Source organism: Microbacterium paludicola (genome assembly GCF_015235415.1).
Lineage (GTDB): Bacteria > Actinomycetota > Actinomycetes > Actinomycetales > Microbacteriaceae > Microbacterium > Microbacterium paludicola.
The window spans coordinates 1-15,108 of record NZ_JADGLL010000037.1; the positions used below are offsets into that span (position 1 = coordinate 1).

Sequence of the window (15,108 nt, forward strand, 5' to 3'; positions counted from 1 at the left end):
ACGACCCCGTCGAACCGATCCTCTACGACACCGGCCTCAGCGCCGACGAGGGACTCTGGCACCGAACAGGCTGGATCGGCAGGCACTGACACGCCCGACCCCATCCACACGTTCTGACCTATAAGCCTCTAAAGAGAACGCGTGCGAGCCGCTGGTAAAAGAGAGGTGGGGGTGGCTATGCCACCCCCACCGGTCGCGGAACGGTTACCCGAAAACCGTCCGCTATGGGCCGCAGTCACATCCGTCTACCCTGGGACGGTGGTCGGCCAACGCTAAGCGTTTCCACACCAAGTATCCGCGGGATGCAACCTCGGCGTCTGTAGGTACTTTGGGGGACACTTTCAACCGCCCGTCGAACCTTGTGATCTCGAGGATCCGGGGCTCAGCCCGAGAACCGGCCCCAGGGGATCCCGCGCCGCAGCGGCTGGCGCAGCGCGCGCTGGGTCTGCTGCCAGGCGGAGGGGCGGCTGTCGTCCGCGACCGCCTCCTCTGCCTCGCGCGTGTACTCCTCGCCGACGACGGCGAGGAGCGCCGCGAGCTCGTCGTCGGTCGGCATGCCGCGCACCACCTCGACGCGCGGGGGATCGATCTGGTCGCCGGGGGTCACAGCGGGATGTTCCCGTGCTTCTTCGGCGGCAGCTCGGCGCGCTTGCCGCGCAGTGCGCGCAGCGCCTTGGCGATCGCCACCCGGGTGGCCGAGGGCTCGATGATCCCGTCGAGCTCGCCGCGCTCGGCGGCGAGGAACGGCGAGGCGACGTTGTACGTGTACTCGTTGGCGAGACGGGTGCGCACGGCGGCGACGTCCTCGCCGGCCTCCTCGGCCCGCTTGAGCTCGCCGCGGTACAGGATGTTCACCGCGCCCTGGCCGCCCATGACGGCGATCTCGGCGGTCGGCCAGGCGAGGTTGATGTCGGCGCCGAGCTGCTTCGAGCCCATCACGATGTAGGCGCCGCCGTAGGCCTTGCGCAGGATGACGGTGACGAGCGGCACGGTGGCCTCGGCGTAGGCGTACAGCAGCTTCGCGCCGCGGCGGATGACGCCCGTCCACTCCTGGTCGGTGCCGGGGAGGTAGCCGGGCACGTCGACGAGGGTCACGATCGGCACGGAGAACGCATCGCAGAAGCGCACGAAGCGGGCGGCCTTCTCGCCGGCCTCGATGTTGAGCGTGCCCGCCATCTGCGACGGCTGGTTCGCGATCACGCCGACCGTGCGGCCCTCGACGCGACCGAAGCCGACGACGATGTTCGGGGCGAACAGCGGCTGCACCTCGAGGAAGTCGCCGCGGTCGACGATGTGCGAGATGACCTCGTGGATGTCGTAGGGCTGGTTCGGGGAATCCGGGACGATCGTGTCGAGCGTGCGATCCGGATCCGTCGTCTCCCACTCGAAGTCGGCCTCGTACACGGGAAGCTCGGCCATGTTGTTGTCGGGGAGGTAGCCGAGAAGGGTGCGCGCGTAGTCGAGCGCGTCGTCCTCGTCCTCTGCGAGGTAGTGCGCGACGCCCGAGCGGGTGTTGTGCGTGTAGGCGCCGCCGAGCTCCTCCATGCCGACGTCCTCGCCGGTGACGGTCTTGATGACATCCGGACCGGTCACGAACATCTGGCTGGTCTTGTCGACCATGATCACGAAGTCCGTCAGGGCGGGGGAGTACACCGCGCCGCCCGCGGCCGGGCCCATGATGATCGAGATCTGCGGGATGACGCCGGAGGCCTGGGTGTTCAGGCGGAAGATCTCGCCGTACTTTCCGAGGGCGATGACGCCCTCCTGGATGCGCGCCCCGCCCGAGTCGAGGATGCCGATGATCGGCATGCCGCCGCGCAGGGCGAACTCCATGACCTTGATGATCTTGTCGCCGGCGACCTCGCCGAGCGATCCGCCGAAGGTCGTGAAGTCCTGCGCGTAGACGGCGACGGTGCGGCCGTGGATGGTGCCGACGCCGGTGACGACCGAGTCGCCGTACGGACGGGACCTGTCCATGCCGAACGCTGTCGTGCGGTGGCGCACGTACTCGTCGAACTCGACGAAGCTGCCGGGATCGACGAGCAGCTCGATGCGCTCGCGGGCGGTGAGCTTGCCCTTTGCGTGCTGCTTCTCGCGGGCCTTCTCCTCGGACGCGACGACGGCCTCGTTGTAGCGGGCGCGGAGGTCGGCGATCCGGCCGGCGGTCGTCGACACGTTCTCGGACGCGGCTTCGGCGGACGCGTTGTCGGTGGGCGCAGTCGGTTCGGTCACGCGTTCAACCCTATCGACGGGCCTGACGGCCACGTTGGCGGCCATGCACAACGACCGCGCGGATCCTGTGTCGCGTGTCGCCATCCGGCATCCGGCCCGCGTGGCACGCACGTCATGGCCGTGCGATGTCCTCGCCGTAGGCTTCGGGCATGGAGTTCGAGCGGGCGCGGCGCATCGCCGGCCAGTGGCGGCAGGTGGATGCGACCGGATCGACGAACGCCGATCTGGTCGCCGCGGCGGGTGCCGATCCGGAGCTGCCGCACCTGACTGTGCTGCTCACACGGGATCAGCGGGCGGGACGGGGCCGACGGGACCGGGTGTGGCAGGCGCCCGCCGGTTCATCGCTCGCGGTGTCGGTGCTGGTGCGCGTGCCGGATGTGCCGCCGGCCGCGCGCGGGTGGATCCCGCTGGCGGCGGGCGCGGCGATGGCGACCGCGGTCCGCGCCCAGCTTCCCGGGCATGACACCGGGCTGAAATGGCCGAACGACGTGCTCGTCGACGGCAGGAAGATCTGCGGGATCCTCGCGGAGGGCACCGCGGGCCTCGAGACGGTCGTGATCGGCTCGGGCATCAACACCGCGATGAGCCCGGGTGATCTGCCCGTGCCGACCGCGACGTCGTTCGCCGCGCTCGGTGCCACCTGCGACGAGGACGCCCTGATCGCCACGTACCTCACCGAGCTCGACCGGCTGCTCGCCTCCCTTCGTGAGGGTCGCGAGGCAGTGCGCGACGCCGTGACGGCGCTGTGCCTCACCCTCGGGCGGGAGGTCACCGTGTCGCTTCCGGACGGATCGGCCCTGCGCGGTGCCGCGACCGACATCGACCTCGACGGACGCCTCGTCGTCGCGGGCACCGCCGTCTCGGCGGGCGACGTCGTGCACGTGCGCTGACCGGCGGCCTCGACCCCGCCTGCGTGTCAGGGGCCCAGGATGTCCGACGCCCTGGGCACAATGGAGCCATGAGCCAGCCGACCCCCGCCGCGCGCCTCGCGACGCCGCCGCCGGGGACGCGCGCGCCCGAGATGACGATCGCGACGATGCGCGATCACGCGGGCGGTCTTGTCTGGTCTGCGCTGCTGCTGATCGCGGTCGCCGGAGCCACCGGGTTCTTCTACGGAAATCTCCCCGCGCCGTTCGCGGACTGGATGCTGATCGCGGCCGCCGTTGTGCTCGTCATGGCGGGCGTCATCCTGCCGTACCTCGTGTGGCTCTCCCGCAGCTACACGATCACCACCCGTCGCGTGATCAGCCGCCACGGCCTGCTGTCGCGCTCGCGGTCCGAGCTATCGCATGCCCGCGGCTACACGGTCGCCACGCGTCGCAGCGCCTCGCAGCGCATGCGCGGCACCGGCACGCTCACCCTCTCCGACGGCATGGAGGGGCGGATCGAGCTGCGCGACGTGGCGCACCCGCTGCTCGTGAGCGAGGTGCTCGCCGATCAGGTGGAGCTGAACCAGATCCTCGCGCACCGCGACAGCCAGGGGATCCCGACGCCGTCGTAGGGTCGACGCCTCCGGTGGTCGCGAGCGTCCGCGGACGCTCTGAGAGAATGGCCGCATGACGAAAACGGTCGGCGTGGTCGGCGGCGGACAGCTCGCACGGATGATGATCGCCCCCGCGGTCGAACTCGGCGTCGAACTGCGGGTCCTGGTGGAGGGCGAGGCGATGGCCGCCTCGCTCGCGGCCACCGCGGTGGGCGACTACCGCGACGCGGAGACGGTGCTCGCGTTCGCGCGCGACGTGGATGTCATCACCTTCGACCACGAGCATGTGCCGCAGCCGGTGCTGCGTGCGCTCGTCGACGCCGGCGTCGCCGTTCACCCCGGTCCCGATGCGCTGCAGTTCGCGCAGGACAAGCTCGTCATGCGCAGCCGCCTCGCCGAGCTCGGCGCGCCCCAGCCCGACTGGGCGGCGGTCGCCGACGAGGCCGACCTGCGCTCCTTCCTCGACGACCACGGCGGCCGCGCGGTCGTGAAGACCCCCCGCGGCGGGTACGACGGCAAGGGCGTGCGGGTGGTGTCCGACCCGGCCGACGTCGCCGAGTGGTTCGCCGCGTCCGACGGGCCGCTGCTCGCGGAAGAGCTCGTTCCCTTCACCCGCGAGCTCGCCCAGCAGGTGGCGCGCCGCCCCTCGGGGCAGGTCGTCGCCTATCCCGTGGCCGAGACCGTCCAGCGCGACGGCGTCTGCGCGGAGGTCATCGCCCCGGCGCCACGGGCGAGCGAGCGTCTCATGGAGGTCGCGGCGCGCCTCGGCGTCACGATCGCCGAGGGCCTCGGCGTCACCGGAATGCTCGCGGTCGAGCTGTTCGAGACCGCGGATGAGCGCATCCTCGTCAACGAGCTCGCGATGCGGCCGCACAACAGCGGCCACTGGACGCAGGACGGCGCCGTCACGAGCCAGTTCGAGCAGCACCTGCGCGCCGTGCTCGACCTGCCGCTCGGGGCGACCGATCCGCTCGCCGACTGGGCGGTGATGGTGAACATCCTCGGTGGCCCGGCGGCGGGCGGCCTGACCGACCGCTTCGCGGCGGCGATGGCCGAGCACCCCACGGCCAAGATCCACACCTACGGCAAGGATCCCCGCCCGGGACGAAAGGTCGGCCACGTCAACGCCGTCGGCGACGACCTCGAGGACGCCGTGTACGAGGCGCGGGCCGCGGCCGGCTTCTTCAGTTAATAGCTCCCATCCGGGGCATGCTCGCTGCGGTCACACGCGGGCGCTTGAGGCGGAATGCGACCCGGTTCCGGGTCGCATCCGGGAAACTCCAGGCTGCCCGCCTACCCTGTAACGCGTGCTGAACTCCTCCGACGCCCCCCTGATCGGCGTGGTCATGGGATCCGACTCCGACTGGCGCGTGATGGCCGACGCCTCCGCCGCTCTCACCGAGTTCGGGATCCCGCACGAGGTGGAGGTCGTCTCTGCCCACCGCACGCCCGACAAGCTCATGCGCTACGCGCGGGAAGCACGGGGTCGCGGGCTGCGCGCGATCATCGCCGGTGCCGGCGGCGCCGCGCACCTTCCCGGCATGCTCGCGTCGATGACGGCGCTGCCGGTCATCGGCGTCCCCGTGCAGCTGTCGACCCTCGATGGGCTCGACTCGCTGCTGTCGATCGTGCAGATGCCGGCCGGCATCCCGGTCGCGACCGTGTCGATCAACGGTGCGCGCAACGCGGGCCTGCTGGCGGCGCGCATCCTCGGCGCCGCCGATCCCGGCATCGCGGACCGGATCGAGGACTACGCCCGCGAGCTCGAGCGTCAGGTGGAGGAGAAGAACACCCGCCTGAAGGAATCGCTGTGATCGGGCGGGCCGCGTCGAGGGACGCTCTGTGACGGCAGTCGGCGCGGGGTCGTACGCGGCCGCCCGCGATCGGCGCTCGCCGCACGGGCGGGCGCTGATCGAGCAGCGCCCCATGCGCCACCCCGATTCCGCCGCGCCCGACGCGATGACGCGCCGCGGCTGGTGGCTCGTGATCCTCGGATGGCTGATCCCCGGCTCCGCCCAGGTGCTCGCCGGCAGCCGGCGCCTCGGTCGATTCGGCCTCGCCGCGACCCTGTTCTCCTGGACGGCGGCCATCCTGCTCGGCCTCGGTCTGATGCTCTGGCGGTCGGGCGTGACGTCCGTGCTCTTCGCCCCGATCGTCGGGCCCATCCTGCTCACGGTCGTCCAGATCGCGATCGCCGGCTACGGCGTGCTCTGGATGGTCCTCGGGATCGACACCCTCCGGCTCGTGCGGCTCGTGAAGACCCGCACCCCCGCGCGCTACGGGATCGCCGTGCTGTCGATCCTGCTTATGGTCGTCTCGGGCGGCACCGCGGCGTACGCAGCCAGCTCCGTCGGAGCGGCGCGCGACGCGCTCGGGTCGATCTTCGGTCAGAGCGCCGCGCCGGTGGAGCCGAGCGACGGGTACTACAACATCCTGCTTCTCGGCGCCGACAGCGGCGACGGCCGTGACTCCATGCGGTTCGACAGCATCTCGGTCGTCTCGATCAACGCCGACACCGGCGCCACCACGATCACCGGCATCCCGCGCGACATCCGCGACTTCCCGTTCAGCCCCGGGCCGATGCAGGACCTCTACCCGGACGGCTTCGAGGGACACGGCGACCCGGAGTGCGGCTGGGACGGCGGCATCAACCAGCTGCGCAACGCGGCGGAGAACTGCCGCGACGACAAGGGCGAGGGGCTCTATCCCGACGCCGACTCGCAGGGCTCCTCGCCGGGCGTGGAGGCGACGAAGGCCGCCGCCGAGGGGATCCTCGGCATCGAGATCCCGTACTACGTCTTCATCGACATGCACGGCTTCGCCGACCTGATCGACGCGCTCGGGGGCGTCGAGATCGAGGTGACCGAGCGGCTGCCCAAGGGCGGCGGCCCCGCCTGGGAGGGGCAGCCCGCCGAGGAGTGGGCGATCGGCTGGATCGAGCCCGGCGTGCAGCGCATGGACGGCGACACCGCACAGTGGTACGCCCGCTCGCGGTACACGACGAGCGACTGGGACCGGATGCAGCGCCAGCGCCAGCTGCAGCAGGCGATCCTCGCGCAGTTCACGCCCACCACGGTGCTGACGCGCTTCCAGGAGGTCGCGAACGCCGGGACCGACCTCGTGGAGACCGATCTGCCCCAGTCGATGCTGTCGTACTTCGTCGAGCTCGGGCTCAAGGCCAAGGAGCAGCCGGTCACCACGATCGAGCTGATCCCACCGCTTGTCGACCCCGAGGCCCCCGACTTCGTGGTGATCCGGCAGATGGTCGCCGACGCCCTCCACCCGCCGGCGCCCACGCCGGAGCCGACGGAGTAGCGCGCCGCGAGGGCCGTGCGTCCTCGGAGGCTCACTGGCTACGCTTCGAGACATGACGGTGAGCCTCCGGGTTGTGCTCGACCAGCTGGTCGCGCCCACCCATCCCGACCTCGCCCTCGCCTCGCGATCGCTCGCGGCGGCACTCGTCGAGGCCACGCCGGCCGGCTGCTCCGTGGAGGCGATCGTGCCCCAGGGCGAGTTCGCCCCGGTGCAGGGCGTCGCCGAGACGCGGAGGCTCCCGCGCGGCCGACGCGAGACCGCTGCCGCGTGGCAGCTGGGCGTCGTCGCGGGCGTCGGGGGCGGGATGATCCACTCGCCGACGCTGATGGCGCCGCTCATCCGTCACGACCGCATCAACGACAACGACCAGACGGTCGTGACGCTGTGGGATCTGCGCGCCTGGGAGGCGCCGGACGAGCTTCCCCGGGCGAGCGTCATGTGGGAGCGGGGGATGCTGCGCCGCGCCGTGCGTCACGCCGACGCGGTGGTCGTGCCGACCCACGCGATGGCGGAGCGGCTCGAGTCGCACGCGCGGCTGGGGGAACGGGTGCGCGTGATCGCGGGCGCGCAGCCGGACGGTTTCGGCGCGCCCTCCGACGCCGATGCGCGGCGCCGCGATCTCGGCGTGCCGCGGGCGTACGTTGTGCTCGCGGGTGGGACCGGCGCCTCGGACGGGCTCGCGGCCGGCTTCCGTGCCGCGGCGCCGACGGCCTTCGACGTCGTCGTGATCGACGTGCCGACAGGGGAGGAGCAGGCGGTGGTCGCCCTCGCCGAGTCGTCCGGCCTCGACGCGCAGCGGGTGCGCGCGCGCTCGGGACTCGACCGCGGCGACCGGGCCGCGGTGCTCGACGCCGCGGCCGCGTTCATCGCCCCCTCGCCGCGCGCCGCGTGGCCGTGGCGGGTCGTCGAGGCGATGGCGCTCGGCACGCCCGTCGTCGCGGTGGACTCGGACGTGCACCGCGAGGTGGTCCTGGACGGCGGCATCCTGGTCCCCGAGGCCGGGCTCGAGGACGCCGTGGTGGACGCGCTCAGCGACGGCGCGCTCACGGGCGATTCCGGGCGCCTCCGCGTGCTGGCGAAGGACCGGTCGCGGGCGTTCTCTTGGGCGGGAGCGGCCGAGCGGGTGTGGCAGGTCCACGCGGACCTCTGAGTCCCATGAGAGGGGCTCAGATGACCAGGTATAGGATCGAAGACGGTCTTCTCAGACCGGTCGAAGGAAGAGCGGGGCGCACGATTGACAACGGTTGATCTCTCGGAGTTCGACGTCCCGGGACGCGGCCGCGGCCTGCTCGACGTCCTGCGGTGGCGATACCTCCTCCGGCTTCTCGTCCGGAAGGGCACCGCGACCCGGTACCGCAACTCCGTGCTCGGGTGGACCTGGTCGTATGTGAAGCCCGGCATCCAGTTCCTCGTGTACTGGCTGGTGATGGGCTTCATCTTCGGCATGGACCGGGGTCTGGAGAACTTCCCCGTGTACCTGTTCTCGGGTTTCGTGGCCGTCAACTTCTTCAACGAGGCGTTCGGCAACGCGACGAGCTCGATCGTCGACAACCGTGCCCTGGTGAAGAAGATCTATCTGCCGCGCGAGCTCTTCCCGATCGCCGCCGTGTGGGTCGCGTTCGTCCACTTCCTGCCGCAGCTGGCCATCCTGCTGGTCGTGTGCGTTCTCACCGGATGGATCCCCACGTTCGCCGCGCTGGGCGCCGCTCTGCTCGGGATGCTGATCCTGGGTGCGACGTCCCTCGGGCTCGGCCTGTTCTTCGCCGGGCTGAACGTGCGGTTCCGCGACGCGCAGAACTTCGTCGAGATCCTCCGCATGCTCGCGACCTGGGCATCGCCCGTGCTGTACACGTGGACCCTGGTCGCCGAGAAGCTGCCGGAGTGGGTGCTGTACGTGTACATGGTCAACCCCCTCACGATCGCGGTCGAGTACTTCCACTACGCGTTCTGGCAGCCGACCATCCCCGACGAGCGCTTCCACGGCTTCGCCCCGCATTTCGAGCTGTACACCGCCGGCGCCGTCGTGCTCTGCGCGGCCTTCCTCGTGATCGGCCAACTCGTCTTCCGTCGTTTCGAGCGCTCGTTCGCGCAGGATCTGTGAGGCGCACCGACATGTCCGAGACCTTCGCAGCCGCCACCGCGACACGACCGACGATCATCGTCGATCACGTCACGAAGGAGTTCCTCAAGCGGAACACGCACTCCTTCAAGGAGGCGTTCGTCGGCTGGTTCAAGCGGCAGAAGGTGCGCAGCGACATCTTCCTCGCGCTCGATGACGTCAGCTTCGAGGTCGGCGAGGGCGAGGCCGTCGCCGTGCTCGGCTTCAACGGATCGGGCAAGTCGACCACCCTGAAGCTCGTGTCCGGCGTGCTCGAGCCCGATGCGGGACGGGTCTTCACACGAGGCCGCGTCGCCGGGCTCATCGAGGTCGGAGCCGGCTTCCACCCCGACCTCTCGGGGCGCGAGAACGTCTACCTCAACGCGGCGATCCTCGGCATGCAGCAGAAGGAGATCGAGGAGCGCTTCGACGACATCGTGGCGTTCAGCGAGATCGGCGACTTCATCGATCAGGAGGTCAAGCACTACTCGTCGGGCATGTTCATGCGCCTGGCGTTCTCGGTCGCGATCCACGTCGACCTCGACGTGCTCCTCGTCGACGAGGTGCTCTCCGTCGGCGACGCTCCCTTCCGCGAGAAGTGCTATCAGAAGATCGAGGACCTGACCGCCCGCGGCGTCACGATGCTCGTGGTGAGCCACGACATGAACACCGTCCGGCGACTGTGCGACCGCGGCATCGTGATCCACAAGGGGCGCAAGATCTACGACGGCCCGATCGAGGAAGCCGTGGAGACGATCCGCTCCACGCCGCACTGAGCGCTCAGCGGCGCAGCAGACGCCGCAGGCGCGGCACGAGGCGCGAGGAGAGCGGGCTCGTCTGCCGCAGTTCGCCGCGGATGCCGTTCTCGACCTCGACGAAGCGCCGGTCGATGAACTTCGTCAGGTAGAGCACGAGCCCGAGGCCGTGCTCCTCGACGTGCCGACGCAGCTCCTCATCGCGGATGAGCGCATCGTATTTCGCGTGGTCACCGCGGGCGGCGATGACGCTGTTGCCGGCGTCGCCGGTGTCGCCCACGCGCTGATGCCAGTACGCGTACGGCACCGCGTCGTCGAGGTAGTCGAGCGGGTGCTTCGCCAGGACGCGGAGGTTGAAGTTCCAGTCGCCGATGACGGGCAGGCGCTCGTCGTACAGGCCGAACTCCGCGTGAAGCGCGCGCCGGTACACGAAGCCGATCGGCACGAACCGGTTGAACAGCAGCGTGTCGGCAAGGGTCGGCACCGGGAGGTCGGGCTGGAAGGTCTCGCGTGAGACGGTCTCGTACGTCCCGTCCCGCAGCTCCTCCCACCTGATCTCGATGCGGGACACGACCCCCACGCGCTCGGGAAGCCGGTCGAGGTAGGCGACCGCACGCGCAAGGAAGTCGGGGTGCCAGGTGTCGTCGTCGTCGTGAAGCACGAGCAGGGGAGCGGTCGTCGCGAGCACGCCCGCGTTCGCGCTCACCCATCGGCCTCGCGGCTGCTCATGGTGAATTGCGCGGACCTTGCCGCGGTGCGCCTCGTCGAGCGCCTCGATCGCGGCGTCGACCGCCGACGGGTCGCCCCCGTCGTTGACGATCACGCACTGCCAATCGACCAGCGTCTGCGCCGCGATGCTGCCGAGAGCTCGCCGGAGGAAGAGCGGGCGGTCCTTGGTGCGGACGACGACCGCGACGCGGGGTTCAGACACGCGTTCAGGCACGACTGCTCCCCTCGGCGTCAGCGGCCCATGCCGGTGTAGGTCCAGCCTGCGGTGCGCCAGGCGGTGGGGTCGAGGACGTTGCGGCCGTCGAAGACGACGGGGCGGTCGACGAGGGCGGCGGTGGCGGCGGGATCGAGGTCGCGGTACTCGCGCCATTCGGTGACGACGACGACGGCCTCGGCACCGGTCAGGGCCTGCTCGGCGGTGTCGGCGTAGGTCAGCTGCGGGTGCATGCGGCGGGCGTTGTCCATCGCCTCGGGGTCGTGGGAGATCACCTCGGCTCCCAGGCCCTTCAGGCGCACGGCGACGTCGAGGGCGGGGGAGTCGCGGATGTCGTCGGAGTCGGGCTTGAACGCCAGGCCCAGCACCGCGACACGGCGCCCGAACGGGCGGCCCTCGAACGAGTCGACGACGAGGTCGACGATGCGCTGGCGGCGGCGCAGGTTGATCTCGTCGACCTGCTTCAGGAATGCCACCGATTCGCCCTTGCCGAGCTCCTCGGCGCGGGCGGTGAAGGCGCGGATGTCCTTGGGCAGGCAGCCGCCGCCGAAGCCGACGCCGGCGTTGAGGAAGCGGCGGCCGATGCGGGCGTCGTGGCCGATCGCGTCGGCGAGCTGGGTGACGTCGGCGCCGGTGACCTCGGCGATCTCCGCCATCGCGTTGATGAAGCTGATCTTCGTGGCGAGGAACGAGTTCGCCGCGACCTTCACAAGCTCGGCGGTGGCGTATCCGGTGACGATGCGGGGGGTGCCGGTGGACAGCGCGGTGGCGTACACCTCGTCCAGGATCGCGGTGTCCTCATCATTCGTCTCGTCGGCGACGCCGTAGACGAGGCGGTCGGGTTCGATGGTGTCCTTCACCGCGAACCCCTCCCGCAGGAACTCCGGGTTCCACGCGAGCCGTGCCCCGGTCGGGTTCACAAGCTCCGCCAGCCGTGTGGCGGTGCCGACGGGGACGGTGGACTTGCCGACCACCAGCGACCCGGGCTTCAGGTGCGGAAGCAGGTCGGCGATCGCCTGGTTGACGTACGTCATGTCGGCCCCGGCGCTGTCCTTGCGCTGCGGGGTGCCGACCCCGATGAAGTGCACGTCGGCGTCGGCCGCGGCGGCCGGGTCGGTCGTGAAGCGCAGGCGACCGGAGGCGATGGCGTCGCTCAGGATCTCGGGGAGGCCGGGCTCGAAGAAGGGCGTCTGTCCCGCGGACAGCTTCGCGATCTTCGCCGCATCGGGGTCGACACCGATCACGTCATGACCCAGTGAGGCCATCGCCGCGGCGTGCACCGCACCCAGGTAACCGCAGCCGAAGACACTCAGCTTCATCTCGAGGGACTCCTCTCTTCATCCGCGCAGCAGCCGCCCGCGGACACACGATTCTCATCCTCGCATATGCCGGATGAGGGGTCGCCCCGGGGCCGTCGCCTATCCTTGTCGTGATGTGCCAGGGGACTGCGAGATGACGCCGCCGGAGAGCGACAGCCCGCTCCTGACGGTGGTGATCCCCACGCATGACGTGCGGCCGTGGCTCGCTCAGACGATGGACTCTGTGCTGCGACAGGACGTCCCCGCGATGGAGGTCGTCGTCGTCGACGACCGGTCGACGGACGGCACGCGCGAGCTGGTCGCCGCCTACGCGCAGCGCGATCCGCGCGTGCGGCTGGTGATCGCTGGCAGTGCCGGCGGCGGATCGGCGCGCAACCGCGGAGCCGCGGAGGCGAAGGGGCGCTACCTGATCTTCTGCGACGGCGACGACCTCGTCCCCGATGGGGCGTACCGGACGCTCGTGGCGAGTCTCGAGCGGTCGGGCTCGGACATGGCGGTGGGTGACTATCTGAAGTTCCGCGCCGTCCACACCTGGCGTCCCACGGATGCGATGCCCGCATTCGACCGCCCGGCACAGGGCATCGCGCTGACCGACGCGCCGACACTGCTGTTCAGCCGCCCCTGCTGGAACCGCGCATTCCGCCGCTCCTTCTGGGACAGCACCGGCATCCGGTTCCCCGATGTCCCGCGCTCCAACGACATCGTGCCGATGGTGACCGCGTATCTCGCGGCCGACCGGATCGACGTGGTGCCGGATGTCGTGTACGTCTACCGCGAGCGCCCGGGCGCCGGCTCGATGTCCGCCGGGGCGGGGTCCGCCCGATCGCTGCTGAGCTATCTCGGCCAGGAGACGGAGTGCGCTCGCGCCCTGGTCGACGCTGACGAGGTCGGCGTCCTCCGCGCGTACTCCCTGCTCGTCTGGGACCGCGACGGCTACGTCGCCGTCGCCCGCTATGTCGGCTCCCGAGGCAGGGACGCGGCCGACGACGCGGAGGTCGTCGCGGCGCTGCGTCGGCTGCGGGCGCTGATCGGCGACCCGGACGTGGGAGAGGGAGCGGACCGCGTCGATCCGCTGCGAGGCCTCGTCATGCGACTCGCGGCGCAGGGCGATCTGGATGCGGCCGGCGTCGTCGCCCGGTTGCTCGAGCCGAGCGGCGAGGTCGTCGACGACGACGAGACGATCCACGAATGGCTGCTTCTCCTCGAGCGACTTGCGGATTCGGAGCTCCTCGGACCTCAGGAGCGGGACGTACTGACGGAGCGGCTCGCGCGTCAGCTGTCCGCTCCGCACGGCGTGGAGGCTGCAGGACGCTGGCGGAAGCTCGTGCGCGCCGCGCACAGGGTCCTCGGGCCGCGCGCGCTGATGTTCTCTCCCGAAGCGCTCGCGAGCGCGGCGGGCGATGCGGAGCGGGCGCGACGACGCGGCGAACTCGACGCCCGCGCCGAACAGGTGCGTGGCGGCTCGGTGCTCGTGCTGGCGGGAACCGTCAGCGCGGAGGAGCCGAGGGGCCTCCCGGTGCTGCTCGACGGTCTGCGCGAGGGGGCGACCGGCGTGCCCGTGATCGCCGCCGCGGAGGTGACGTGGCGAGACGCGGGAGCCGGCCGCATCGGCTGGACCGCGCGGTTCCCCGCGGCGTCGCTGCCCATGCACCGGCCTCTCCGACCCGCGATCTCCGATCCGCAGACCGGTGACGTGCTCGCCGTCGGGGGACCTGTCCAGCCCCCCGCGTATGCCGCGGCAGATCGGTTCCTCTACGACCGGATCGACGGCGTCCTCGTCGTGCGCCGCCGTCGGCATGCGCTTCCGCGTGCCCTGCGACGCGCGATGATCATCGGACTGTCCCGGCTGCATCCGCGCTGAGCATGCCGCGCGGCGCCTGCCAGTCGGACAGCTCAGCGAGCATCGCCGCGTAGCCGCGGGACACCTCCCACGGCGAGAGCTCGCGCAGGAAGTCGTCCCAGTCGGCGCCGTCGACGGCCGGCAGCGGCGCGGTGAGCAGATCGGAGATCGACCCGACCGCGTCCTCGACGTCGAAGAAGCGGACCCACGCCCGCGACCCGAACTGCCGGCGCAGGTGGGGCTCGTCCGGCAGCACGACCGGCAGGGTGAATGTCGCCGCCAGGTGGACGCTCCCGGAGTTCAGGATCGAGCGGTAGGGGAACACGGCGAGGTCCGCTGCCCGGAACCATCGCGCGAGGTCCGCGTCGGGAACGTAGTCGAGGTGCGCGATCGCCCCGAGACCCGGCGGTATCGAGGCCGCGAATTCCTCGCGCGACTGCTCCTTGACGGCACCGGCGAGAAGCAGGCGGATCGGCTGCCCGCCCGTGTCGGCGGCGCGTGCCGCGGCGGAGATGAGCTCCGTCACGCCCTTGTAAGGCCGGATCTGACCGAAGAAGAGCACAGCGCGCTCGTCGTCGGCGAGCCCGAACGAGGCGCGTGCGGCTGCGCGGTCGATCCCGGTGTCGTAGATCCCCTCATAGCTCGGGTGGGGGAGCATCCGAACCTTGGCGGGATCGAGCGCCACCACGTCGGCGACGACCTCCGCCGTCGCCGGCGACATCACGTGGATGACGTCGGCGGCGGCGGCGAGAGCGCGGTAGAGCCGGATCTCGAGGGTGCGGTGTCGCAGTTCGTGGGGGAGCCGGTTGTGCAGCGTCCACACGATCCTGATCCGGCGGCGGCGAAGCCGGGAGAAGAGCGCGGTGAGCCCGCGCAGCCGCCTCACGGCGGCCGCTTCGGAGGGGGCCTGCTGCAGGAGCGGCGTCGTCCAATGGATGTGGAGCACGTCGCCGTGCCCGAGTCGGGACGCCTGGCGGATGAGGGCGCGGTACGTGTCGGAGCCGAGGAAGCGGAACCCGTTCGCGCGGGGGGCGAGCCCCAGCAGGTTCAGGTACGGGTTCTCGTCGAAGGTCGGAAACACCAGCACCTGCGGACCAGATCTCATCGGATCGAGTATAGGTCC

15 protein-coding genes are annotated in these 15,108 nt (G+C 70.8%); 9 read left to right on the forward strand and 6 right to left on the reverse strand.

Annotated features, from left to right (window positions below):
- Positions 1 to 128: 128 nt before the first annotated feature.
- The 3 genes from IR155_RS16360 to IR155_RS12520 all read right to left on the reverse strand — a co-directional run bounded on the left by IR155_RS16360 (position 129) and on the right by IR155_RS12520 (position 2,175).
- Positions 129 to 239, reverse strand: a complete 111-nt coding sequence (locus IR155_RS16360; RefSeq protein ID WP_135115160.1) for a hypothetical protein — start codon at positions 237 to 239, stop codon at positions 129 to 131.
- A gap of 143 nt (positions 240 to 382) precedes the next feature.
- A complete protein-coding gene (locus IR155_RS12515; RefSeq protein WP_233441200.1) occupies positions 383 to 607 on the reverse strand; it encodes an acyl-CoA carboxylase subunit epsilon in 225 nt (74 codons plus the stop codon).
- Positions 604 to 2,175: an acyl-CoA carboxylase subunit beta gene (locus IR155_RS12520; RefSeq protein ID WP_409366559.1), complete on the reverse strand. Its 1,572-nt coding sequence runs from the start codon at positions 2,173 to 2,175 to the stop codon at positions 604 to 606. Before IR155_RS12520 ends, IR155_RS12515 begins: the two co-directional genes overlap by 4 nt.
- A gap of 206 nt (positions 2,176 to 2,381) precedes the next feature.
- Between IR155_RS12520 and IR155_RS12525 the strand changes: the two genes are divergently transcribed.
- From IR155_RS12525 to IR155_RS12560, 8 genes are all read left to right on the forward strand, one after another.
- Positions 2,382 to 3,122 carry a biotin--[acetyl-CoA-carboxylase] ligase gene (locus tag IR155_RS12525; RefSeq protein ID WP_135115162.1) on the forward strand — a complete coding sequence of 247 codons (741 nt, stop codon included), beginning with the start codon at positions 2,382 to 2,384 and terminating at the stop codon, positions 3,120 to 3,122.
- A 68-nt stretch (positions 3,123 to 3,190) separates the two neighbouring features.
- Complete coding sequence (locus IR155_RS12530) at positions 3,191 to 3,733, forward strand: PH domain-containing protein (RefSeq protein WP_135115163.1); 543 nt, start codon at positions 3,191 to 3,193, stop codon at positions 3,731 to 3,733.
- Between the two features lie 55 nt (positions 3,734 to 3,788).
- The gene (locus tag IR155_RS12535) at positions 3,789 to 4,907 is read left to right on the forward strand and encodes a 5-(carboxyamino)imidazole ribonucleotide synthase (RefSeq protein ID WP_135115164.1); all 1,119 of its coding nucleotides are present in this window, start codon (positions 3,789 to 3,791) and stop codon (positions 4,905 to 4,907) included.
- Positions 4,908 to 5,061: 154 nt separating this feature from the next.
- The gene (gene purE, locus IR155_RS12540) at positions 5,062 to 5,529 is read left to right on the forward strand and encodes a 5-(carboxyamino)imidazole ribonucleotide mutase (RefSeq protein ID WP_135115182.1); all 468 of its coding nucleotides are present in this window, start codon (positions 5,062 to 5,064) and stop codon (positions 5,527 to 5,529) included.
- Between the two features lie 112 nt (positions 5,530 to 5,641).
- Positions 5,642 to 7,030: an LCP family protein gene (locus IR155_RS12545; RefSeq protein ID WP_135115183.1), complete on the forward strand. Its 1,389-nt coding sequence runs from the start codon at positions 5,642 to 5,644 to the stop codon at positions 7,028 to 7,030.
- 52 nt (positions 7,031 to 7,082) lie between these two features.
- Positions 7,083 to 8,180: a glycosyltransferase gene (locus IR155_RS12550; protein WP_135115165.1), complete on the forward strand. Its 1,098-nt coding sequence runs from the start codon at positions 7,083 to 7,085 to the stop codon at positions 8,178 to 8,180.
- An 84-nt stretch (positions 8,181 to 8,264) separates the two neighbouring features.
- The gene (locus IR155_RS12555; protein WP_194210334.1) at positions 8,265 to 9,131 is read left to right on the forward strand and encodes an ABC transporter permease; all 867 of its coding nucleotides are present in this window, start codon (positions 8,265 to 8,267) and stop codon (positions 9,129 to 9,131) included.
- A gap of 11 nt (positions 9,132 to 9,142) precedes the next feature.
- Positions 9,143 to 9,904, forward strand: coding sequence for an ABC transporter ATP-binding protein (locus IR155_RS12560; protein WP_135115167.1), 762 nt, complete (start codon positions 9,143 to 9,145; stop codon positions 9,902 to 9,904).
- Positions 9,905 to 9,908: 4 nt separating this feature from the next.
- Here IR155_RS12560 and IR155_RS12565 read toward each other — a convergent pair whose 3' ends face one another.
- On the reverse strand, positions 9,909 to 10,814 hold the full coding sequence (locus tag IR155_RS12565) for a glycosyltransferase family 2 protein (protein ID WP_167760788.1): 906 nt from the start codon (positions 10,812 to 10,814) through the stop codon (positions 9,909 to 9,911).
- Positions 10,815 to 10,843: 29 nt separating this feature from the next.
- Positions 10,844 to 12,145, reverse strand: coding sequence for a UDP-glucose dehydrogenase family protein (locus IR155_RS12570; RefSeq protein WP_135115169.1), 1,302 nt, complete (start codon positions 12,143 to 12,145; stop codon positions 10,844 to 10,846).
- A gap of 133 nt (positions 12,146 to 12,278) precedes the next feature.
- On the opposite strand from IR155_RS12570, the gene IR155_RS12575 reads away from it, so the two are divergent.
- The gene (locus tag IR155_RS12575; protein ID WP_167760789.1) at positions 12,279 to 14,006 is read left to right on the forward strand and encodes a glycosyltransferase family 2 protein; all 1,728 of its coding nucleotides are present in this window, start codon (positions 12,279 to 12,281) and stop codon (positions 14,004 to 14,006) included.
- On the opposite strand, the gene IR155_RS12580 is transcribed toward IR155_RS12575, so the two are convergent.
- Positions 13,975 to 15,090, reverse strand: coding sequence for a glycosyltransferase (locus IR155_RS12580; protein WP_167760790.1), 1,116 nt, complete (start codon positions 15,088 to 15,090; stop codon positions 13,975 to 13,977). The two genes, IR155_RS12575 and IR155_RS12580, sit on opposite strands and share 32 nt — an antisense overlap.
- Between the last annotated feature and the right edge of the window lie 18 nt (positions 15,091 to 15,108).

Bases quoted from the DNA above. Each gene is read 5' to 3' on its own strand.
- purE (WP_135115182.1), top strand. From the start codon at position 5,062: ATGGGATCCGACTCCGACTGGCGCGTGATGGCCGACGCCTCCGCCGCT.
- IR155_RS12575 (WP_167760789.1), top strand. From the start codon at position 12,279: ATGACGCCGCCGGAGAGCGACAGCCCGCTCCTGACGGTGGTGATCCCC.
- IR155_RS12530 (WP_135115163.1), top strand. From the start codon at position 3,191: ATGAGCCAGCCGACCCCCGCCGCGCGCCTCGCGACGCCGCCGCCGGGG.
- IR155_RS12550 (WP_135115165.1), top strand. From the start codon at position 7,083: ATGACGGTGAGCCTCCGGGTTGTGCTCGACCAGCTGGTCGCGCCCACC.
- IR155_RS12525 (WP_135115162.1), top strand. From the start codon at position 2,382: ATGGAGTTCGAGCGGGCGCGGCGCATCGCCGGCCAGTGGCGGCAGGTG.
- IR155_RS12535 (WP_135115164.1), top strand. From the start codon at position 3,789: ATGACGAAAACGGTCGGCGTGGTCGGCGGCGGACAGCTCGCACGGATG.
- IR155_RS12570 (WP_135115169.1), bottom strand. From the start codon at position 12,145: ATGAAGCTGAGTGTCTTCGGCTGCGGTTACCTGGGTGCGGTGCACGCC.
- IR155_RS12560 (WP_135115167.1), top strand. From the start codon at position 9,143: ATGTCCGAGACCTTCGCAGCCGCCACCGCGACACGACCGACGATCATC.
- IR155_RS12580 (WP_167760790.1), bottom strand. From the start codon at position 15,090: ATGAGATCTGGTCCGCAGGTGCTGGTGTTTCCGACCTTCGACGAGAAC.
- IR155_RS12545 (WP_135115183.1), top strand. From the start codon at position 5,642: ATGCGCCACCCCGATTCCGCCGCGCCCGACGCGATGACGCGCCGCGGC.